General features: G+C 65.8%; 20 protein-coding genes and 1 pseudogene. 9 read left to right on the forward strand and 12 right to left on the reverse strand.

The window, feature by feature from the left end:
* Positions 1-165 precede the first annotated feature (165 nt).
* The gene (locus AAG612_RS10490; RefSeq protein ID WP_342509970.1) at positions 166-1,326 is read left to right on the forward strand and encodes a peptidoglycan DD-metalloendopeptidase family protein; all 1,161 of its coding nucleotides are present in this window, start codon (positions 166-168) and stop codon (positions 1,324-1,326) included.
* The gene (locus tag AAG612_RS10495; protein WP_342509972.1) at positions 1,319-1,840 is read left to right on the forward strand and encodes a bactofilin family protein; all 522 of its coding nucleotides are present in this window, start codon (positions 1,319-1,321) and stop codon (positions 1,838-1,840) included. The genes AAG612_RS10490 and AAG612_RS10495 overlap by 8 nt, the downstream gene beginning before the upstream one ends.
* An 85-nt stretch (positions 1,841-1,925) precedes the next feature.
* On the opposite strand, the gene AAG612_RS10500 is transcribed toward AAG612_RS10495, so the two are convergent.
* The 5 genes and pseudogenes from AAG612_RS10500 to AAG612_RS10520 form a co-directional block, all read right to left on the reverse strand.
* On the reverse strand, positions 1,926-3,593 hold the full coding sequence (locus AAG612_RS10500) for a long-chain-fatty-acid--CoA ligase (RefSeq protein WP_342509974.1): 1,668 nt from the start codon (positions 3,591-3,593) through the stop codon (positions 1,926-1,928).
* 246 nt (positions 3,594-3,839) lie between these two features.
* A pseudogene (locus AAG612_RS10505) lies at positions 3,840-4,532 on the reverse strand (cell cycle transcriptional regulator TrcR); the annotation flags it as partial.
* A gap of 182 nt (positions 4,533-4,714) precedes the next feature.
* Positions 4,715-5,788 carry a glycosyltransferase family 4 protein gene (locus AAG612_RS10510; RefSeq protein WP_342509976.1) on the reverse strand — a complete coding sequence of 358 codons (1,074 nt, stop codon included), beginning with the start codon at positions 5,786-5,788 and terminating at the stop codon, positions 4,715-4,717.
* Positions 5,788-6,720: a UDP-2,3-diacylglucosamine diphosphatase gene (locus AAG612_RS10515; protein WP_342509978.1), complete on the reverse strand. Its 933-nt coding sequence runs from the start codon at positions 6,718-6,720 to the stop codon at positions 5,788-5,790. Before AAG612_RS10515 ends, AAG612_RS10510 begins: the two co-directional genes overlap by 1 nt.
* Before the next feature lie 173 nt (positions 6,721-6,893).
* Positions 6,894-7,886, reverse strand: coding sequence for an NAD(P)H-quinone oxidoreductase (locus tag AAG612_RS10520; RefSeq protein WP_342510341.1), 993 nt, complete (start codon positions 7,884-7,886; stop codon positions 6,894-6,896).
* 138 nt (positions 7,887-8,024) lie between these two features.
* Here AAG612_RS10520 and AAG612_RS10525 point away from each other — a divergent pair, with 138 nt between their 5' ends.
* From AAG612_RS10525 to AAG612_RS10540, 4 genes are all read left to right on the forward strand, one after another.
* The gene (locus AAG612_RS10525; RefSeq protein ID WP_342509980.1) at positions 8,025-8,231 is read left to right on the forward strand and encodes a DUF1192 domain-containing protein; all 207 of its coding nucleotides are present in this window, start codon (positions 8,025-8,027) and stop codon (positions 8,229-8,231) included.
* A 138-nt stretch (positions 8,232-8,369) separates the two neighbouring features.
* A complete protein-coding gene (gene clpA, locus AAG612_RS10530; protein WP_342509982.1) occupies positions 8,370-10,730 on the forward strand; it encodes an ATP-dependent Clp protease ATP-binding subunit ClpA in 2,361 nt (786 codons plus the stop codon).
* On the forward strand, positions 10,690-11,067 hold the full coding sequence (locus AAG612_RS10535; RefSeq protein WP_342509984.1) for a hypothetical protein: 378 nt from the start codon (positions 10,690-10,692) through the stop codon (positions 11,065-11,067). Before clpA ends, AAG612_RS10535 begins: the two co-directional genes overlap by 41 nt.
* 152 nt (positions 11,068-11,219) lie before the next feature.
* A complete protein-coding gene (locus tag AAG612_RS10540; RefSeq protein WP_342509986.1) occupies positions 11,220-12,251 on the forward strand; it encodes a ligase-associated DNA damage response exonuclease in 1,032 nt (343 codons plus the stop codon).
* Positions 12,252-12,301: 50 nt separating this feature from the next.
* Here AAG612_RS10540 and AAG612_RS10545 read toward each other — a convergent pair whose 3' ends face one another.
* Positions 12,302-12,601 carry a hypothetical protein gene (locus tag AAG612_RS10545; RefSeq protein ID WP_342509988.1) on the reverse strand — a complete coding sequence of 100 codons (300 nt, stop codon included), beginning with the start codon at positions 12,599-12,601 and terminating at the stop codon, positions 12,302-12,304.
* A gap of 203 nt (positions 12,602-12,804) precedes the next feature.
* Entirely contained in the window at positions 12,805-13,194 is a 390-nt protein-coding gene (locus AAG612_RS10550; protein ID WP_342509990.1) for a DUF1842 domain-containing protein, read from the reverse strand.
* Positions 13,195-13,343: 149 nt separating this feature from the next.
* On the opposite strand from AAG612_RS10550, the gene AAG612_RS10555 reads away from it, so the two are divergent.
* From AAG612_RS10555 to AAG612_RS10565, 3 genes are all read left to right on the forward strand, one after another.
* Positions 13,344-14,936, forward strand: a complete 1,593-nt coding sequence (locus AAG612_RS10555; RefSeq protein ID WP_342509993.1) for a cisplatin damage response ATP-dependent DNA ligase — start codon at positions 13,344-13,346, stop codon at positions 14,934-14,936.
* 102 nt (positions 14,937-15,038) lie between these two features.
* Positions 15,039-15,674, forward strand: coding sequence for a YoaK family protein (locus AAG612_RS10560; RefSeq protein WP_342509995.1), 636 nt, complete (start codon positions 15,039-15,041; stop codon positions 15,672-15,674).
* A 70-nt stretch (positions 15,675-15,744) separates the two neighbouring features.
* Positions 15,745-16,737 (forward strand): serine hydrolase domain-containing protein, encoded by a 993-nt coding sequence (locus AAG612_RS10565; protein ID WP_342509997.1) that lies wholly within the window; start codon positions 15,745-15,747, stop codon positions 16,735-16,737.
* Between the two features lie 9 nt (positions 16,738-16,746).
* Here AAG612_RS10565 and AAG612_RS10570 read toward each other — a convergent pair whose 3' ends face one another.
* The 5 genes from AAG612_RS10570 to AAG612_RS10590 all read right to left on the reverse strand — a co-directional run bounded on the left by AAG612_RS10570 (position 16,747) and on the right by AAG612_RS10590 (position 21,096).
* The gene (locus AAG612_RS10570; protein ID WP_342509999.1) at positions 16,747-17,025 is read right to left on the reverse strand and encodes a DUF167 domain-containing protein; all 279 of its coding nucleotides are present in this window, start codon (positions 17,023-17,025) and stop codon (positions 16,747-16,749) included.
* A gap of 145 nt (positions 17,026-17,170) precedes the next feature.
* Entirely contained in the window at positions 17,171-17,761 is a 591-nt protein-coding gene (locus AAG612_RS10575) for a gamma carbonic anhydrase family protein (protein ID WP_342510001.1), read from the reverse strand.
* Positions 17,761-19,995 (reverse strand): fused MFS/spermidine synthase, encoded by a 2,235-nt coding sequence (locus AAG612_RS10580; RefSeq protein WP_342510003.1) that lies wholly within the window; start codon positions 19,993-19,995, stop codon positions 17,761-17,763. Before AAG612_RS10580 ends, AAG612_RS10575 begins: the two co-directional genes overlap by 1 nt.
* The gene (locus tag AAG612_RS10585; protein ID WP_342510005.1) at positions 19,977-20,546 is read right to left on the reverse strand and encodes a GNAT family N-acetyltransferase; all 570 of its coding nucleotides are present in this window, start codon (positions 20,544-20,546) and stop codon (positions 19,977-19,979) included. Before AAG612_RS10585 ends, AAG612_RS10580 begins: the two co-directional genes overlap by 19 nt.
* Positions 20,539-21,096 carry a GNAT family N-acetyltransferase gene (locus AAG612_RS10590; RefSeq protein ID WP_342510007.1) on the reverse strand — a complete coding sequence of 186 codons (558 nt, stop codon included), beginning with the start codon at positions 21,094-21,096 and terminating at the stop codon, positions 20,539-20,541. The genes AAG612_RS10585 and AAG612_RS10590 overlap by 8 nt, the downstream gene beginning before the upstream one ends.
* Between the last annotated feature and the right edge of the window lie 4 nt (positions 21,097-21,100).

The raw sequence follows: 21,100 nt of genomic DNA on the forward strand, positions 1-21,100 counted from the left end.
ACTTTTTTTCAGTTCGTCGCGGCCAGACTTCGATTCGTCCTAACGACTCGGCGCACGATTCGACCGATCCGATACCCCTTGCTAGCCCGGGCGAAGGGACCGGAACAACGGTTAGGGGTTGCATTGGATAATCGGACGGAACAGCGCGTCACGTGGGCGCAGCGCATGGAACAGTGGTTTCCCGAACGCGAATTCTTTATGCGTTCGCAAGGCCAGGTTCGTTTCATCAAGATCAGTTCCAAGTTGCAGAAACGCTCTGCGGCATTGGCGCTGACCGCCTCGGTCGCCTTCGTCGGCAGCATGGGTGTGATGAGCGTCCTCCAGTATCAGGCCAGCGTCGAGCGCGCCTCGCTCATGCAACGCGAAACCACCGTGGCCACCTCCGAAGAGCGACTGCAGGCCTATCGCGACAATATGGACGACGTCGTTCTCGACCTGAACAAGCGGCAGGATTTCATCGAGGAAATGATGAAGGTCTTGCCCGCCGACGCGGTCGAGCAGGGCGGGGTGCAGCCCACCGATGCCGACGACGGGTCGAGCGAAACCGACGAACTGGTCGAGAAAGTTTCCGAGGCCGTGCCCGAAGCCGCCGAACTTGCGCGGATCGAGGCACGCCAGCTGGCCTTCGTGGAAGGCCTCACCCGCTATGCCGACCAGCGTTCGCGCCAGGCCATGTGGGCGCTGCGCGAACTGGGGCTCGACCCGCAGGGGATGCTCGCCAATGCCGAACGCGAAGCACGCGGCGGCCCGTTCGAAGCGCTGTTCGGCAAGGACGAGATCGATCCGCGGTTCGAACGCCTCGGCCTCAGCCTGTCGCGCATGGCGACGCTCGAAGCCACGCTCGAAGGCGTGCCGCAAATCAGGCCGACCGATGTGGCGGCGGCGAATTCGTCGTACGGCTATCGCCGCGATCCGTTCACCGGCCGCGCTGCGATGCACCGGGGGCTCGACTTCCCCGGCGCGATGGGTTCACCCATCTACGCAACCGCACGCGGAACCGTGACCTTTGTGGGTCGCCGGGGCGGATATGGTAACGTGGTCGAAATCAGTCACGGGCAGGGGCTGTTAACCCGTTACGCCCACATGTCGCGTTTTGAAGCGAAGGTGGGCGACCGGGTTGAAGCGGGCGCCGTAATCGGCGCTATTGGCAGCACGGGTCGATCGACCGGCCCGCACCTGCATTTCGAGGTTCGAGTGAACGGCACCGCAGTCAATCCGCGCACATTCTTGGAGTTAGCCCCCGATGTTCTCAAAAAAGCCCGCCGAAACCCCGGCCCCCAGCGCACCGAGTCGGCCGACAACGCCGAAGGCGTCGCCGGTGTCTAAGAGCAACTCCTCCTCGGGCAGCTTCTCGGTGCTGGGTGCGGATGTCACCATCACCGGCAACATCTCCGCCTCGACCGAGCTGCATATCGATGGCACGGTGGAAGGCGATATCGACTGCGCTTCGCTCGTCCAGGGCGACGGCAGCCAGATCACTGGCGAAGTGAAGGCCGACAGCGCGCGCCTCGCAGGCCGTGTCGACGGGTCGATCCACGCGAAAGAGCTGGTCATCCTGCGCAGCGCGACGATCAATGGCGATGTCCATTACGAAGCGCTGACGGTGGAACAGGGCGCGTCCGTCCAGGGCCGCTTCGCACCGCGCGAAGCCGGGACCCCGGCACCCGCGAACACCGCGTCGAGCGGCACGGGCAGTGGGTCGGACGCACAGGGGACCGGCATGGGCTCGCCCTCGTCGTCTTCGGGCTCGACCACCGCCGATCTGGGCATTTCGCCCTTCGCGGCGGATAGTGGCGCCGCCAACGACGGCGAGAAGAGCACCAGCTCCAACTATTACTGATTCTCTGGCGGGAGATGGAAAGGCGCGCAGCAGCGATGCGGCGCGCCTTTTTCTTTGCGCGGCGTGGTGCCGCAGGGCCGCCTCCCTAGCCGAGCACTTCCTGCCGCAGCGCCTTGCGGTCGAGCTTGCCCACCATCGTCACCGGCAGTTCCTTGCGAATCACCACTTCGTCGACCCGCTCGTGCTTGCCGACCCGGGCGTTGAGCCAGTCGCGCAGCACTTCAGCCGATGGCGCGCGCTGGTCGGGCTGCAGGCTCGCATAAGCGCGCGGCACCTCGCCCTTGTAGTCGTCGGGCACACCGATCACGAGCACGTCGCGAATCGCGGGATGCTCCTGCAACACGTCTTCCACCTGACTGGGGAAGACCTTGAACCCGCCGACCGCGATCATGTCCTTGATGCGGTCGACGATCTCCACGAAACCGTCTTCGCCGATGATCGCCACATCGCCGGTGCGCAGCCATTTGCGGCCCTGATGCTCGACGAACACCTCCGCATCGGCTTCGGGCAGGTTCCAGTAGCCTTGCATGATCTGCGGTCCGTGGATCGCCAGTTCGCCCGGCTCGCCTTCGGGGGCGAGCGTGGTCTCGTCTTCCTTGTCGAGCAGCAGCAGGCGGGTCTGCGGCAGGACCTGACCGATGGTGCCGTTCTTGCGCTGCGCCTCGTAAGGATTGGTCGAGACCACGCCCGAACTTTCGGTCAGGCCATAGCCTTCAACCAGCCGGACGCCCGAGACCTTCTCCCACTTGTCGCGCAGCGGATCGGCGAGCGGAGCGCCGCCCGAGATGCAGATCCTGAGGTGCGAAAAGTCCTGCCCCGCGACCTTGGGATGGTCGAGCAGCGCCTGAAACATTGTCGGCACGCCGGGGAATCCCGTCACCTTCGCGCGCTTCATCGTCGCCAAGACATCGCCCGCATCGAACCGCGGGACCATCGCGATGGTCGCGCCGCGCACGATGCTGCGATTGAGCACGCAGGTGTTCGCGAACACATGGAACAGCGGCAGCGCGCCCATGATGATATCGGGCTCGTCGCGGTCGATCGGATCGATCGCGTTCACCTGCTGCGCATTGGCGGCGAGGTTTCCATGGCTGAGCATCGCGCCCTTGGGGCGCCCGGTGGTGCCCCCGGTATATTGCAGCAACGCGATCTCGTCGGGCGTGATGTCCAGCCGCTTGGGCTCGCTACGGGGCAGCATGTCCTGCCAGCGCACGATCGAGTCGCCATAGGCGGGCTTGGCAACCGCCTTGGCCTTGAACAGCTTGAGGCCGATGCTCTTGAGCGTCGGCAGCATCCCCGCCAGCTCGCCCACGACCAGCGTCTTGAGCGAGGATTTCTGGAGGACTTCGGCCGCAGTATCGTAAAGCTGCGCGACATCGACGGTCACCAGCAGCCGGGTGCCCGAATCCTCGACCTGGTGCGCCAACTCGTCGACCGAATAGAGCGGCGAGAAATTGACCAGCGTCGCGCCCGCCATCATCGCCCCGTAATAGGCGGACAGATAGATCGGCACGTTGGGCAGGAACAGCCCGACCCGGTCGCCGCGACCGATCCCGGCTTCCTGAAGGCCCGCCGCGAAGCGCCGCGCCTCGGCATGCATCGCCTGATAGCTGAGTTTCCGGCCCATGAACTCGACCAGCGTGCGGTCGGGATGGGCATCGACCGCCCGCCCGAACAAGGCGGGCATGGTGGTCGTTTCGATGGCGAAATCCCACGGGCGGGGATGGTGATACGGGAGCTTGCTTACATCCATGTAAACACAGATGCCGCGCGCAGGCCCCGCCCGCAAGCCTTAGCGTGACGGGGCGGGCGTTTCTTAAGCCTGTTCGTCGGTCTCGGCCGCTTCGGTTTCGCCGTCGGCTTCGGTTCCGGTTTCTGCCTCAGGCGTGGGCTCTACCTCGGCCTGCTCCTCGGCTTCGGCCCCGGTTTCGACTGCGGCCGGCTCCTCGCTGTCGGCTTCGCTGGCAAAGCCGGTGTCGAGCGGTGCGCCCGAAAGCTTTTCTTCCTCGCTCGCGCGCTTGGCTTCGAGCCAGGCGGCGGCTTCGGCTTCCTGCGCGGCTTCGGCGGCGGCCTTCTCGTTCTGGTCGCGCTCACGGCGCAGTTCCTCGATCAGGCGCGCCTTGTCGCCCGCTTCGACCTGCGGATCGGCGACGGCGTTTTCGAGGCCCGCCTTCTTCGCGGCGGCCTTGACCACCGCGTCGAGCTCGCGCTGCGAGCACAGGCCCAGCGTCACCGGGTCCTTCGGCTGGATGTTCTGGATGTTCCAGTGGCTGCGCTCGCGCACAGCGCCGATGGTGTTGCGCGTGGTGCCGATCAGCTTGCCGATCTGCGCGTCGGTCACCTCGGGGTGGTTGCGCAGGATCCACGCGATCCCGTCGGGCTTGTCCTGCCGCTTCGATACCGGGGTATAGCGCGGGCCCTTGGTGCGGGTGACTTCGGCCGGGGCCTTCTGCATCTTGAGGCTGTAGGTGCTGTCTTCCTGCCCGCGCTCGATCTCGGCCTGCGTCAGCTCGCCGGCATAGACCGGGTCGCGACCGGTATATTTGCTGCCCGCCAGATCGTCCGCCATCGCCTGCACTTCGAGGATGTGGAGGCCACAGAACTCCGCGATCTGCTCGAAGCCGAGGCCGGTATTGTCGATCAGCCAGGTGGCGGTCGCGTGGGGCATCAGCGGGGTGGGTTGATCGGCCATGGTCGGTATTCCTGAAAGTGTGCGCCCCGCGTCGTCGCGAGGGCCTGAAAATGAAAGGGCCGCCCCATGCAGGAGCGGCCACGTATGCCTTAGTGTAAGGTTTCCGCCGCGCGGGGGCAAGTATCATCACGCGGGGCGCAGTGTGTGTCGGGCGCGCGTCGGGCGCGTATCGGCGGCCGCGCTCAGGGAGTCAGCGTCTCGCCGTCGAATTCCTCGAGCCCGGCGAGAAACTGCACGGTCGCCGCCTGCCAGCTGAACTGCCGTCCGAAAGCGGCGCAGGCCTGCCGGTCGCGAGTCAGCGCGGTGGCGATCGCTTCGTCCAGATCCTCGCTCATCGCGCCTGCCTCGTCGGTCAGGATGTCGCGCGGGCCGGGCACCGGGTAGGCGGCCACCGGGGTTCCGCAGGCCAGCGCCTCGATCATCACCAGCCCGAAAGTGTCGGTCTTGCTCGGGAAGACGAACACGTCGGCATTGGCATAGCAGCGCGCCAGATCGTCGCCCGAGCGTTTGCCGAGGAACACCGCCTGGGGGTAGCGCGCCTTGAGGTCCGCCAACGCCGGGCCGTCGCCCACCACCACCTTGGTGCCGGGCTGGTCGGTCTTCAGGAACGCCTCGATATTCTTCTCCACCGCGACCCGGCCGACATAGAGCTGGATCGGGCCCGCCAGACCTTCGTAATCGGCACTGGGCCCCACATCGGGCCGGAATGCCTCCAGATCGACGCCGCGGCCCCAGTGATGCAGCCGGGTGAGGCCCTGCTCGCGCAGCTCCTCGCGGATGCTCTCGGTCGCCACCATCACCCGCTGCGCGGGGCGGTGGAACCAGCGGATATAGGGCCAGAAGGCGTCCGGCGGCAGGTAGGTGCGGCGCGACACATAGTCGGGGAACTGCGTGTGATAGGCGGTGGTGAAGGGCACCGCCTTGCTCATGCAATAGCGCCGCGCGGCAAGCCCCAGCGGGCCTTCGGTGGCGATATGGACCGCATCGGGCTGAAGCGAGGCGAGCCGCCGCCCCACCGCGCCGGGCAGCGTGAGGGCAAGGCGGATTTCGGGGTAGGTCGGGCAGGGAACCGAAGGATACTGATCGGGCGTGATGACATCGACCCTGTGGCCGCTCGCGCGCAGCAGGTCGCAGGTGGTCGTCAAGGTCCGGACGACGCCGTTCATCTGCGGATGCCAGGCATCGCTGACGATCGCGATCGACTTGGGCGGGGCACCGACCAATTCAGCCATCCCGCCCGGTTCCAGCAGCAGCATCAGGCGACCGCGCGCGCTTCGTTCCCGCCAGCGGCGACCGGCGCGTTGCCGGTCCGCTTGGCGATCTCGTCCGGCCAGTGGAGGATTTCCATCCGCCCGTCGAAATGCTCGACCAGCGCGTTGCACCCTTCGACCCAGTCGCCGTCGTTCCAGTATTCGATGTCGCGGCCGTTGTGCTGGAAGATGCGATGCTCGGCGGTATGGATATGACCGCACACGACGCCGTCGACACCGCGCTCTCCGGCTGCGCGGGCGACGATCTCTTCGTATTTCGAGATGAACTCGACGGCATTCTTCACCTTGTGCTTCGCCGCCTTCGACAGCGACCAGTATGGCATCCCCATCGCCTTGCGGGCCTTGTTGACCCACTCGTTGAGCGACATCATCAGGTGATAGGCGGTGTCGCCGACGAATGCGAGCCACCTGTGTGTGAGCATCACCGTATCGAATTCATCGCCATGCAGCACCATCAGCCGACGGCCGTCCGCCGTATCGTGAAATGCCGCGCGGCGGATTTCGACATCGCCGAAGTTCATCCCGCAGAACGGGCGCACGACCTCGTCGTGATTGCCGGGGATGTAAACGATCCGCGTGCCGCGCTTCGAACGCTTGAGGATGCGCCAGACGATATTGTTATGTGCGGCGGGCCAGTAGAGCTTCTTCTTCAGCCGCCAGCCGTCGATGATATCGCCGACGAGATACATTGTCTCGCTATCGGTGCTGTCAAGGAAATCGATCAGCATCTGCGCATTGCAGCCCTTGGTGCCGAGGTGCACGTCGCTGATCCAGATCGTGCGATAGCGGCGGCGCTTGCCGTCCTCGGGCTCGGGCACCGAAGGTTCGACCGGCGGGAAAGCGGCGACATTGCCGAAATTGCCTGCAAGGTCGGACAGGCCCGATGGCAGACCCGGCGGCGAAGCTTGGTCGAGCATGAAGGTCGCTCCCTTTCCTCGTCGGAATCACGCCCGGCGAAGACACGCCCTCGCCGGGATATGCTCGCCCGAGCTTAGCCTGCCATTGTTACAGCAAGCCCACAGGACCGTGACATTTCGGCGACTAACCACAGCAAGTGGGCCACAGCAACTGAGCCACGGGAGACGTGACGTCAGAGCGTCTCGTCGATTGCGAGCACGATCTTGCCGATGTGATCGCCGTTTTCCATCCGGGCATGCGCCTTGGCGGCATCGCCCAGCTCGAAAATCCTGTCCATCACCGGGCGGATCGTGCCGTCTTCCACCAGCGGCCAGGCCTCGCGCGAGATTTCGTCGCGCAGCGCGGTCTTGAAGGCATCGGAGCGTGGGCGCAGCGTCGATCCGGTCAGGGTCAGGCGTTTTGACATGACCAGCGCCATGTTGATCTGCGCCTTCATCCCGCCGAGCACCGCGATGGTCACATGCCGCCCGCAAGGTTTGAGGCACTGGAGGTTGCGCGCGACATAATCGCCCGACACCATGTCGAGCACGAGGTCCACGCCGTCGCCGCCGGTAATCAGGCCGACCGCCTCGACGAAATCGGTGGTCTTGTAATCGATCGCGTGATCGGCGCCCACGCGGCGCGCGGCATCGCATTTCTCTTCGCTCCCCGCGGTCACGATCGTGGTCAGGCCGAAGGCCTTGGCCAGCATGATCGCCATCGTGCCAATCCCCGAGGTGCCGCCGTGGACCAGCAGCGTCTCGCCGTCGCGCGCCATGCCGCGCTGGAAGACATTGTGCCACACGGTGAACAGCGTTTCGGGCAGCGCCGCCGCCTCCGCCATGGTCAGCGCTTCGGGCACCGGCAGCACGTGCCCCTGGGGCACGCAGCAATATTCGGCATAGCCCCCGCCGGGCGTCAACGCGCAGACCTGTTTGCCGACCCACCCGGCATCCACGCCTTCGCCGACCGCGACGATCTCTCCCGAAGCCTCCAGCCCGAGGATCGGCGAGGCGCCCGGCGGCGGCGGATAGAGCCCCTGACGCTGGATGCAGTCGGGCCGGTTGACCCCGGCATAGGCCATCTTGAGCAGCATTTCGTCCGCGCCCGGCTGCGGCACGGCCACGCCCTCTTCAAGTGTGAGCACATCCGGGCCGCCGGCTTCGGCAAACCCGATCGCTCGCATGGTTTCGGGAACGGCTGCCATTCGATCTTCCCCCCTCCGCGTCGGCCCCCTCGCGGGCCGGGCCCGCCACTAGCCGCGCGGTGGATTGACAGCAAGCGATGCTGGGAGGACAGTGGCAAGCATGAAAGCGCGCGCCTAATGGAAGAAGCGGAAGGCCCCCGGCCCGGCTGCGATGCCGCCAGCATGCTGGCCGCCGAGGATCTTTCGCGCCTGTCGCAGTTCGAGCTGGATGAGCGGATCCGCACCCTGCAGGTCGAGATTGCCCGCGTCGAACAGCACCGAAACCGCTATGCGCAGCAGCGCGACGCGGCAGAGGCGCTGTTTTCAAGGAAAATCGACGAGTGACCTGCGCCCGCCCTTCACAGGTGCGCGGCGCAACCCAATATCATTCGCAAGTCATTCACCGCGCGCTAAGCCCATGGCGCGATTCTGCGGTGATCTTCCGCAGCGCGTCCCTGCGCTGCCAAACCGACCGGAAAACCTATGCCTAGCTTTGCCCAGAACCTCGAGAAGACCCTTCACGCCGCACTCGACGGCGCACGCGAACGGCGCCACGAATACGCGACGCTGGAGCACCTGCTGCTCGCGCTGATCGCCGACGAGGACGCGGCCGAGGTGATGGGCGCGTGCGGGGTGGACATGGCCGAACTGGCCGACGTGGTCCGCACCTATCTCGATCAGGAATACCAGTCGCTGAAAGCCGACGAAGCAGGCGAACCCCAGCCGACCGCCGGTTTCCAGCGCGTGGTCCAGCGCGCGATTCTGCACGTGCAGTCGTCCGGCAAGGACACCGTCACCGGCGCCAACGTGCTCGTCGCGCTGTTCTCCGAACGCGATTCCTACGCGGTCTATTTCCTCCAGCAGCAGGACATGAGCCGGCTCGATGCGGTCAGCTTCATCAGCCACGGCATCGGCAAGGGCGGCCAGGCGATGGAACCGCGCAGCCCCCGCGGGGCCGAGGACGAGGCGGCGGAAGAAAAGGAAGACACCAAGAACAAGAAGGAGACCGCGCTCGACCAGTTCACGGTCAACCTCAACGCCAAGGCGCAAAACGGCAAGATCGATCCGCTGATCGGGCGCGGGCCCGAGGTGGACCGCACCGTGCAGATCCTATGCCGCCGCTCGAAGAACAACCCGCTCTATGTCGGCGACCCCGGCGTCGGGAAGACCGCGATCGCCGAAGGCCTTGCGCGCAAGATCGTCGAAGGCGACGTTCCCGAAGTGCTCGAGGAAGCGGTGATCTACTCGCTCGACATGGGCGCGCTGCTCGCGGGCACACGCTATCGCGGCGATTTCGAGGAGCGACTGAAACAGGTCGTCTCCGAACTCGAAAAAATGCCGCACGCGATTTTGTTCATCGACGAGATTCACACCGTGATCGGTGCGGGCGCGACCAGCGGCGGGGCGATGGATGCCTCGAACCTGCTCAAGCCCGCATTGTCGAGCGGCGCGATCCGCTGCATCGGATCAACCACCTACAAGGAATTCCGCAACCACTTCGAAAAGGATCGCGCGCTGCTGCGCCGGTTCCAGAAGATCGACGTCAACGAACCGACGATCGAGGATACGGTCAAAATCCTAAAGGGTCTCAAGTCCGCCTTCGAACAGCACCACAAGGTGACCTACACCGCCGATGCGCTGAAGACGGCGGTGGAGCTGAGCGCGCGTTACATCAACGACCGCAAGCTGCCCGACAAGGCGATCGACGTGGTCGACGAGGTCGGCGCGATGCAGATGCTGGTTCCGCCGAGCAAACGCCGCAAGAAGATCACTGCGCGCGAGATCGAGGCGGTGATCGCCACGATGGCGCGCATTCCGCCGAAGTCGGTGAGCAAGGACGACAAGGCCGCACTCGAAAACCTCGACCGCGATCTGAAGCAGGTCGTCTTCGGGCAGGACCCGGCGGTGAACAAGCTCGCGACCGCGATGAAGCTGAGCCGTGCTGGCCTGCGCGATCCGGACAAGCCGATCGGCTCGTTCCTGTTCTCGGGCCCTACCGGCGTCGGCAAGACTGAGGTTGCGCGCCAGCTCGCCAGCATCATGGGGATCGAATTGAAGCGCTTCGACATGTCCGAATATATGGAGCGCCACAGCGTTTCGCGCCTGATCGGCGCGCCTCCGGGCTATGTCGGTTACGATCAGGGCGGTCTGCTGACCGACGCGGTCGACCAGAACCCGCACTCGGTCCTGCTGCTCGACGAAATCGAGAAGGCGCACCCCGACCTGTTCAACATCCTGCTGCAGGTGATGGATAATGGCCGCCTGACCGACCACCACGGCAAGACCGTCGATTTCCGCAATGTGGTTCTCATCATGACCACCAATGCGGGCGCGGCCGACATGGCGAGCCAGGGCATCGGCTTTGGCGACGTCAGCCGCGAGGATGCGAGCGAGGAGGCGGTGAAGCGGATGTTCACGCCGGAATTCCGCAACCGCCTCGATGCGATCGTGCCGTTCGGCTATCTCGGCAAGGACACCATCGCGCGGGTGGTCGACAAGTTCATCATCCAGCTCGAGCTCCAGCTGGCCGACCAGAATGTCGACATCCAGTTCGACGAGGCGGCCAAGAAGTGGCTCGGCGACAAGGGCTATGATCGCCTCTACGGCGCGCGCCCGATGGGCCGCCTGATCCAAGAGAAGATCAAGCAGCCGCTGGCCGAGGAACTGCTGTTCGGCAAGCTGGCCGATGGCGGCGAGGTCAACGTCACGATGAAGGACGGCAAGCCGCACTTCGAGCTGACGCCCGCACCGCCCAAAGCGAGCAAGCGCAAGAAGGCGGCGCCGAAGAAGAAGGCGGCGTCGGGTGAAGGCGCGGGCGAAGCGGGCGACACGTCGGAAAGCTGAAGGCTTTGGCGATGAAAGCCAGCGGACGGTGCTGACAAAAGACCCAAAGGTCCCTGGAATTCAGGACACAGAGGGTCGTGTCGACTTCGAAAATCTCGGCGGAAGTAATGACGGGGCCATCCACCGAAAGATGACTGCGGATGGAATGAGCGTTAGATTTACATTCCGTGCGATGAATTTCGATGGCCGCACCGGATTCAGAGTCGATTTTTGGGAACCTCTTCCCGAAGGGGCCGACCGCCCGATGATCGAGCAATATATCACGCGATATATCTCGCTGTTCAATTTCGTACCGCAGATTATGGACGAGCCCATCGACTACGAGGTTCGATTCTAGGCGGGGATTCGAACGGTTCGGTTCGGTCGGCAATCGGCTAGACGTCTTCATCGCATGGCGGACGCAGATCGAAACGCGCTGACTATCCTGGGGTTGCCGCGCTCGAGATCTGCAAACGGGAACAGGCCGTATGGGCAGGCGGTTGATCGCGCATGTCCGCCCCCTTCTCCTGGATCCAGCCGCACCCGCACGGCATCCACGTGCTGCCCGCCGATGCGTGGATCGATCCGTCGCGCGCGGTCGACAATGCGCTCGTCACGCATGGCCACGCCGACCACGCGCGTGGTGGGCACGGGCAGACCGTCGCCACGCCCGAGACGCTCGCAATCATGGAGCTGCGCTACCGCACCGGGGCCGAGGATGATGCGGGTACGATCCGGCACAAGGCGGTGCCGGTCGCGTATGGCGAGAGCATTCGCCTGAAGGGCGACGTCACCGCGACCTACATTCCCGCAGGCCATGTGCTCGGCAGTGCGCAGATCCTGCTCGAACATGCGGGCGAGCGGATCGTCGTCACCGGCGATTACAAGCGCCGCGCGGACCCGACCTGCCCGCCCTTCGAAGTGACGCCATGCGACATCTTCATCACCGAGGCGACCTTCGGCCTGCCGGTCTTCACCCACCCGCCGATCGCGAGCGAGATGGCCAAGCTGACCGATCGGCTGGCCGCGCATTCAGATTCGTGCGTGCTGGTGGGCGCCTATGCGCTGGGCAAGGCGCAGCGCGTGATCGCCGAGTTGCGTGCGGCGGGGCACACCGACACGATCTATCTCCACGGCGCGATGGAGAAGATGTGCCGCCTGTACGAAGAACACGGCGTCGATCTGGGCGAGCTGCGGCTGGTGAGTGACGCCACGAAGGACCAGATGCGCGGGAGCATCGTCGTCGCGCCACCCTCGGCCCTGAACGATCGCTGGAGCCGCCGCCTGCCCGATCCGATCACCGCCATGGCGTCAGGCTGGATGCGGGTGCGCCAGCGCGCGCGGCAGCGCAATGTCGAACTGCCGCTGATCATCTCCGACCATGCCGACTGGGGCGAGCTGACCGACACGATCCGCGAAGTCGATCCGCAGGAAACATGGATCACGCATGGCCGCGAAGAAGCGCTGCTGCGCTGGTGCCAGCTGCACCAGCGCCCGGCCCGCGCCCTCGCGATGGTCGGCTACGAAGACGAGGACGATTGATGGGACGAGTGACCGCTATGGCCGACCCGTCCCCTCCCTCGCGAGGGATATCAGTCGAGTTCGGCGAGTCCCGCCGAGATCTTTTCGAGCATCTCGTCGGTGATCATGCCCTGCGAATAGGGCTGCACGGCCTTCAGGCTCATGCCCTTGATCTGGCCGTAGTAGGGGCTCTTGTCGAGGTCGGGCAGCGTTTCGAGCACGACTTCGCGGGCCTTCTCGTCGGCCATCAGCTTTTCGATCGGCGTCTCGATCGTGAACTTCGATTCGGCGGCTTCGGTCGCGGTGTCGTCCTGCGCAAGCGCCGGAACGCTCGCCAGCAGCAGCGGCAGGGCAATAAGGGCGGTCTTCAAGGTCGTCTCTCCCGTCGGGTAACAGCGCGCAGCACGCGCCCTGCCCCGATCATCGCACGGTGTCCGCGCGAAGCAAGCGGTTTTGCATGATGGAGCATTTCCGCATCATCCGACGAAGCCTCGCTCTGCGGTCCGGGCAAGCGGAAATACGCCATTCCGCGCGAGGTCGGCGCCGCTCCCCATGCGGGAAGCGGCGCACGCACTCAGTTGCCGGTGTTTGTCACCTTGCAGCGGCTCATCCGGTTGTTGCCGTAGGTATAGGTGCCCGTGCCGTTCCAGCTCTTGTCGACCGCGAGCGCGATCGACACCGGCACCTGCCAGGTGCCGATGGCGGGCGGCGGGACCGACTGGCCGTAATGCCCGGTCAGCGAAACGAGCAGCTGGTCCTCGCCGAAGCCCGTATGATGGATGACGCCGCTGACCGGGAATTCGTGCGTCCCGTCCTTGACCGCCTGGCTCAGCGTGGCCTGCCCGTTGACTTCGCCATTGGTGGCGTTGACCCCGAGTTTCAGCGTGAGATTGGGTGCCCCCGGCATCGATCCGCCTTCCGGAGCGACTTCGAGATCGACAATGTAATATCCGACTTCAGCCATGTGCTTGTCTCCCGTTACGAACCGCCGTTGATCGGCGTCCGTTCGGTCAGGATACCGGGGCATGGGCGGATGGAACGCGCGACTGGATCGGGAGTGGAGCGAAACACGCACCAGATACGTCCATTTCGGGCGATTGGCGAGGCGGTCTGATGGAAGACTTCGCCGCCCTGATCGATGCGCTGGTCTATACCCGCAGCCGGAACGAGAAGCTGCGGCTGATCGGCGAGTACCTGAAGCGCACGCCCGATCCGGATCGTGGCTGGGCGCTCGCCGCATTGTCCGACGGGCTCGATTTCCCGGCGGTAAAATCCTCGACCATCCGGACCATCCTGAAAGACCGCGTGGACCCGGTTCTGTGGACGCTCAGCCGCGATTTCGTGGGCGACACGGCGGAGACGGCCAGCCTGCTGTGGCCCGCCCCCGACGAGGCGCCCGCGCCGCCGGGGGTCTCCGAAGCGGTCGATCTGTTGCAGGGGATGACCCGCAAGACTGTGCTGAGCGAACTGCCCGCGCTGCTCGACCGGCTCGACGTCTCGGGTCGCTATGCACTGCTCAAGCTTGCGACCGGCGCGATGCGGATCGGCGTTTCCGCGCGGCTTGCCAAGGTCGCGTTTGCCCAAGCCTTCGATGTGCCGGTCGAGGACGTGGAGGAATACTGGCACGGCCTCAAAGCCCCTTACCCCGAACTGTTCGCCTGGGCCGCCGAAGGTGCGGACCCGCCTGATCTGGCCGGAGTGCCGCTGTTCAAACCCTTCATGCTCGCCCATCCGCTCGAAGACACCATCGTCAGCCTCGACGATTATGTGGCGGAATGGAAGTGGGACGGGATTCGCGTGCAGCTGGTTCGCGCGGGCGCGGAGACGCGGCTCTACTCGCGCGGCGGCGACGATATCTCGCATAGCTTCCCCGAGATGCTCGATGCGCTCGACTTCCCCGCGATCCTCGATGGCGAGCTGCTGGTACAGGGCACAGTCCAGGGTGGCGAGGCCGGCGGCGCGGCGAGCTTCAACGCGCTGCAGCAGCGGCTCGGGCGCAAGACCGTTTCGAAGAAGATGCTGAGCGAGAGCCCGGCCTTCGTGCGCGTCTACGATGCGCTCTCGCTCGACGGCGAGAACCTGCGCGAGAAGCCGTGGTGCGAGCGGCGGGCGATCCTCGAAGGGCTGATGGCGCGATTGCCGGCCGAGCGATTCGACCTCAGCCAGATGGTCGAAGCGCGCGATTTCGAGCATCTGGCGCAGATCCGCGAAGGCGCGCGCGACGACGCGATCGAAGGTCTGATGCTCAAGCGCCGCGATTCGCCCTACGTGCCGGGCCGCCGCACCGGCCTGTGGTACAAGTGGAAGCGCGATCCGCTGCTGATCGACTGCGTGCTGATGTATGCCCAGCGCGGCAGCGGCAAACGGTCGAGCTTCTATTCGGACTACACCTTCGGCTGCTGGGACGGCGATCCCGATGCGGGCGCCGAACTGCTGCCCGTGGGCAAGGCCTATTCGGGCTTCACCGATGCCGAGCTGAAAAGAATCGACCGGCACGTGCGTCAGAACACCGTCAACCGCTTCGGCCCGGTGCGCGAGACCGACAAGACCCTCGTCTTCGAGGTCGCCTTCGATTCGGTGCATAGCTCCAGACGCCACAAGAGCGGTCTCGCCATGCGCTTCCCCCGCATCCACCGCATCCGGTGGGACAAGCCCCCGCACGAGGCGGACCGGATCGAGGCATTGCAAGCGCTGGTGAGGGACTGACGTCACCGCGGCGTGACCGATTGCCTAAGCCTCCCGCCACAGTCCGATAAGATCGCGCTACCGCGTCTTCAATCGCCAGACGTGACGGTGTACCGGGCTTTCATGCAGCGTTTCACACCCGGCCAGCGTCGTTTCGCCTATTCGGTCGCCGCCCTTGCTGGATTCGTCGACATTACCGGCTTTCTCCACCTCGACGGCTATTTCGTCTCTTTCATGACCGGCAACACCACGTTGCTCGCGCGCGATCTGGCGGGAGGGATGCACCGCGTGGCGGTGCCCGCGCTGCTGATCGCAGGCTTCGTCATCGGTGTGATGGTCGGCACGCTGGCGGGCGACCGCTGGCCGGCGCGGCGCAAGGTGGTGGTGACGGGCATGGTCGCCGCTGCGCTGCTGGGCGCTGGGCTGGCGCGGATTGCCGATCTCGACGCGCTGTCGCTGGCGCTGCTGGTCACCGCGATGGGCGCGCTCAACACCGCGATGAGCGGCAATCGCGAAAGCCCCGTGGGGCTGACCTACATGACAGGCGCGCTGGTGCGCACCGGACAATTGCTGGCCGACCGGATCGCGGGCAACCGCAGCGCCAACCCGCTTACCTTCGCAGGCCTGTGGGCCAGCCTGCTTATCGGCGCGCTCGGCGGTGCGATCGTGGGGATGCAATGGGGCACTGCATCGCTGTGGGTCGCGGCGAGCGGCGCACTGGTGCTGTGCATTGCTGCAACGCGCTTCGCTGCGCGCTGATCGGCCAAGCGGGCACGCAGTCTGACGAGCGTCCCTTTTGGGAGGTGTCTTGGCGCGATAACACATTGGCATGAAACACCTGCTCTCTCTCGTTGGTGCAGCGTTGGCGACCGTTCCTGTCGCCACCGCTGCGCAACCGGCTTACGTCGAGGCGCAGCTCGACAGTGACGGCGTCTTTCACAGCAGCGCGGGCAATGGCGGGCGGCCCGGTGCGCGATACCAGGCGGGTTCGACATCGAAATTCGCCTGCTCGCTCCTCGCGCTCGATCTGGAGCGCGACGGGAAGCTGAACCTGGACGATAGTCTCGCGGATCTGCTGCCTGGCTATGCGGCGCGCGATGCAGGCGCGATTACGCTGCGCAATCTGCTCCATAACCGCTCGGGCATCGCCGACGGGCTAATGGACAGCTTCAGGAAGGATGCCGCGGCGGTTACGGCGCTCGAAATTTCGCCACTGGAGGCCGCGAACCGCTTTGCCCTCGGCCGGACCGATGCCGCCCCCGGCACCGCCTTCGAATACGTCAACACGAACTGGATCGTCGTGCAGGCCGTGCTGGAGCGGGCCGGTGGCGCACCGCTGGCCGACCTGATGCGGGCACGGATTTTCGATCCTGCCGACATGTCCACCGCCGTCATCATGACCGATGGAAGCCTGCCCGGTTCGGCGCCGGTCACCACCGAAGGGCCGGTGATCGAGATACCCAGCTTCGTGCTGTGCGCGGGTGGCCTGGCGGCGGCCCCCGCCGATCTGATCCGGCTCGCGCGCTTTGCGCACCATGCGGGCGCGTTCACGCCGGCCATGCTGGAGGATCTGGAGACGATCGCCAGTCCTGCCAGCCACTACGCTCTGGGCGGCCGGATTCGCCATGCGATGGTCGATGGCGAAATGCACACGATACATTGGGAAAGCGGCAGCAACGGCCCGTTCAAATCCTACACCGTCTACGACCCGGTCGCAGATGTCGGCTATGCGATCATGACCAACGAGGATGCGTTCGACTTCATCGGCGAACGCCGCGACCGCTGGGTGAGCGAGGACCTGGGCGGCGAGCTTCTGGAATAGCGGTTCGCGCTAGGTTTCGACCCCCAGCACCTTCTCGCGCGAAGTTGCGCCGCGCAACAATCGGCAGTGCGATTTGGGAATGCCCAGCGCTTTCGCCACCAGCGCCTCGACCGCCGTATTGGCCGCTCCGTCCTGCGGCTTGGCACGAACCTTCACCTGCACGCCGCCATCGATAATCGCGATCGATTCGGTCCGCGCGCCCGGCGTCACCCGCACGCGCAGCTCGCCCGCCTGCACAAGCGCGCGCATCGCCCCGGCATCGGGCAGGTCGGGCTTAGCGCGCGCCATGTGCCGCTGTCCTACACGGGCGGGAGCGTGGCATGGTCGGATCGTTCTTTCGCATCGTTGTCGTCCGCCGTCTTACCGGCCGAAACGCCCTTCCGAACCGGGTCGGGTTTTTGGACCCTGGACACTGTGTCAGGTGTGTCAGGCGTCACTCGCTCTCGGCAATCGCCGCCCCGTGGTGCTTGGCGTTCTCCGCATAATGCGCGACGCCCAGCTGCATGCCCGCAATCGCCGCATCGTCGAGATCGCGCATCTTGCGCGCTGGCCGCCCGCCCCACAGCTCGCGCGCGCCCATCACCTTGTTCTCGGTCAGCATCGCGCCCGCCGCCAGCATCGCATCGCTGGCGATCACCGCATTGTTCATCGCGATCGCGCCCAGCCCGACGAAGCCACGATCCTCGATCCGGCAGCCGTGGACCATCGCCATATGGCCGATCAGCACATCGTCGCCGATCAGCAGCGGGCAGCCATCGGGATATTGCGGCGAAGGCCCGTCGCAATGGAGCACGCTGCCATCCTGCACATTGGTCCGCTCGCCGATAACGATGCGGCTCACATCGGCGCGCAGCACGCAATTGTACCAGATCGAGCTGCCCGCCCCGATGGTGACGTCGCCCACGATCACGCTGCCCGGCGCGATGAAGGCGCTCTCGTGGATCTTCGGCGCCTTGCCGTGAATCGCGATCAGCCGGACGCCTGCTCTGGTTTGGCCCGGCCGGTCTTGTGTCGTCTCGCTCATCATCTCTCTCCCAGGATCGCGCCCCAGTCGAGATAGGGCAGGATGGAGGCATAATCGTCGGTCCACGGATCGGCGATGGGGTCGCCAAGCTCGATCCAGTCCGCGTCCGTATTCGACTGGAGCAGCTTTGCCATGGGTAATGCATCGCTCGCAATCGCGACCCAGAAACTCGCCGAAATGCCGTTGGCGGGGTCGCCCGGGTCGTCGCGCATCAGCGCGATCCAGCCGTTCTCCAGCGCGTGCGCCGCGATCACCGGACGCAGATCGGCATAGCGGTTGGAGATGTGGATCAGCAGCAGCCCGTCGGGCTTCAGCGCGCGGCCATAGGCATGCATCGCCTCGCGCGTCAGCAGGTGGAGCGGGATCGCGTCCGAACTGAAGGCATCCACCGCGAGGATGTCGTACTGGCGCGGCGGCTCGCCTTCGAGCGCGAGGCGCGCATCGCCCATGTGGATTTCCGCATCCGGCGCGCAATCGCGCACGAAGGTGAAGATGCCCTGCCGCGAATAGTCGAGCACCATCGGGTCGATTTCGTAGAAGGTGTAGTCCTGCCCCGGCTGGCGATAGCAGGCGAGCGTGCCCGTCCCGAGGCCGACCACGCCGATATCCGCGCCCGGCCCGTAAATGTCCTGCGCCGCGCCCAGCGCCAGCCCGACGCCCGAGGTCGGGCCGTAATAGCTGGTCGGTTCGCGCCTGCGCTCGGGGTCGAGGAACTGGCGCCCGTGGACCGTGGTCCCGTGGAGCAGCACGCGCATGTCCGGGTCGGCGTAGTCGCGCACGGTATAGACCCCGAAATAGCTGCGCTCGCGAATAGCGTCGGCGCTGTCCTGCAGCGTGCCCCACCCACCGCGCGCGAGCATCAGGATGAGGAGGATCGCAAGGAAGGCCCAGCGGCTCCCGAGCGCGAGCACGCCGAGCAGCGCGATGGCGAGCAGCAGCAGATGGACGGCGAAGTCGCTTTGCGCCTCCAGCGCGGCATGCATCCACAGGCCCAGCGCGGCGGCCCCGGCGACCAGCGCGCCCCTCGCGATGAGTCGCTGCCGGGCATCGAGACCCAGCCGCTCCATCCACGCGATCAGCGGCTTTTGCGGAAGGAGCGCCCCGGCGGCGAGGACCAGCAGGGGATGCTCCCACACCCAGTCGAACATCAGTGGCGCGATAATCGCCGCGAACAGCCCGCCCAGCGCACCGCCCGCGCTCATCACGAGGTAGAACAAGGTCAGCCGCGCCGGGCTCGGCCGGTCGGCATAGAGGCGGCGGTGCAGCGCGGTCGCGACCACGAACAGCATCAGCACTGCGGCCAGCGCGACCGATACGCCGTCGGTTCCCCGGCTGACCATCGCCATCGCGCCCGCCAGCAGGAGAATCGTAGGCGCGGTGCGGGCGAGCGCGTGGCCGAGCGCGCTGCGTTCGTTGAAGGCGAATACGAAGCTCAGGAGGTAGAGTCCCAGCGGCACGACCCACAGCAATGGCATGGCGACGATGTCGGTCGTCAGGTGGGTGGTGGTCGACAGCATCAGGCCCGAAGGAACCGCCGACAGCGCGAGCCAGAAGGCGATCCGCCGCCAGCCAATCGGTTCGGGCGCATCCTCGGGCGAAGGATCGGCCGCACGGTCGGCCACGCGCCAGCGGCTCCAGGCGAGCAGCGCCATGAACGCGATCAGCACGCCATAGCCGACCGCCCAGGCCGCGCTCTGCCGCTCGAGCGGAAGGTTCGGTTCGAGCAGCAGCGGATAGCTCAGCAGCCCCGCGAAGCTTCCGATATTGGATGCGGCATAGAGCCAGTAGGGGTCGCCCGCGGCGCGGTCGGCGGCATACCAGCGCTGGATCAGCGGGGCCTGCGCCGCGACAAGGAAGAACAGCGGGCCGATCGTGGCGAGCAGCAGCATCGGCACCCAGAACACCTCGAACCCGCTGGGGTGCGGCACCTCGGCCAGCGCGATGGGCAGGAACAGCAGACCCAGCGCCATCAGCGCGAGATGGACCAGCGCCTGCCGCCGGATCGCGAGGCGCGACAACAGGTGCGCATAGGCATATCCGGCGAGCAGCAGCGCCTGGTAGACCAGCATTGCGCTGTTCCAGACCATCGGCGCACCGCCGAGCATCGGCAGCGCCAGCCGCGCGACCAGCGGCTGGACAAGGAACAGCAGGAAGCTGCCGAGCAGGATCGTCACGACGAACAGCGCGCGGGAGGCCAGCGATTGCGCGGGCAGGTTCACCGCGACCTCTCCCACGCATCGCGGTTCAAAGAATAGAGGATCGTCGGATTGTCCTCGGGCGGGAAGCGCGGATCGTCGAAATCGAGATCGCTGCGCCGCTCCATCCCGAGCCGTTCCATCAGCCGCCAGCTCGGCTCGTTGCTCTGCGACGTCAGGGCGACCACATGCGGCGCGTCATGCGTCACAAACGCCCATTCGAGGACGGCACGGATCGCTTCGATCGCATAGCCCTGACGCCAGCGATCCTCGCGGATCAGCCAGCCGATCTCGACATCGCCGGGATTCTTCGCACCCACGCTATCGACGCGCTTCAAGCCGCAATGGCCGACCAGCTCGCCGGTTTCGCGCTCGATCGCGAACAGGAAGCTGAAGCCTTCGCGGGCGTGGAATTCCATCGTCTTCGTGTGCTTTTGAGCGATTGCCTCAAGCGTCAGCGGCCCGCCCAGGCGCGCCATCACCGCAGGCGTGTTGAGCACGCGATACTGCAATTCCGCATCGCCGGGGCGAATGGCGCGCAGATCCAGCCGCTCGGTCCGCAGGATCGGTTCGTCGCCCGCATCAGCCATGCGCTGCGGCCCATGCGTGGGGAGCGATCGAATAGACGATGATCGTGGGGTCTTCGGGATCGAAATCGGCATTTGCGAAGTCGAGATCCTCGCGCCGCCGCATGCCCAGCCGCTCCATCAGGCCCCAGCTGGCGGTGTTGCGCGCGACGGTCAGCGCGACCACTTCGTCGGCTCCAAAGCGGTCGAAGGCGAGGTCGAGCGAGGCGGTGGCAGCTTCCTTGGCATAGCCGTGGCCCCACGCATCCTCGCGCAGCCGCCAGCCAATCTCCATCATGCCCACCGGCCCGCCTGCCTGGTTGCAGCGCTTCAGCCCGCAAAAGCCGAGGATCGCGCCATCATCCTTGCGTTCCAGCGCCCAGAAGGTGTGGCCATGCTCGGCCTCGTAGGAGAGCAGGCGATCCTGCGCACCCCGCTGCTTTTCGGCATCGCACACCCCACCCAGCCAGCGCATCACCGCGGGCGTGTTGGTGCCTTCCCAGAAGCGCGGCCAGTCGGCGCCCTGCCAGTCGCGCATGACCAGCCGCGCGGTCTCGTGCCGGAAATCCGCCATTGAA

The sequence above is a fragment of the Citromicrobium bathyomarinum genome, assembly GCF_038594605.1.
GTDB lineage: Bacteria > Pseudomonadota > Alphaproteobacteria > Sphingomonadales > Sphingomonadaceae > Alteriqipengyuania > Alteriqipengyuania bathyomarina_B.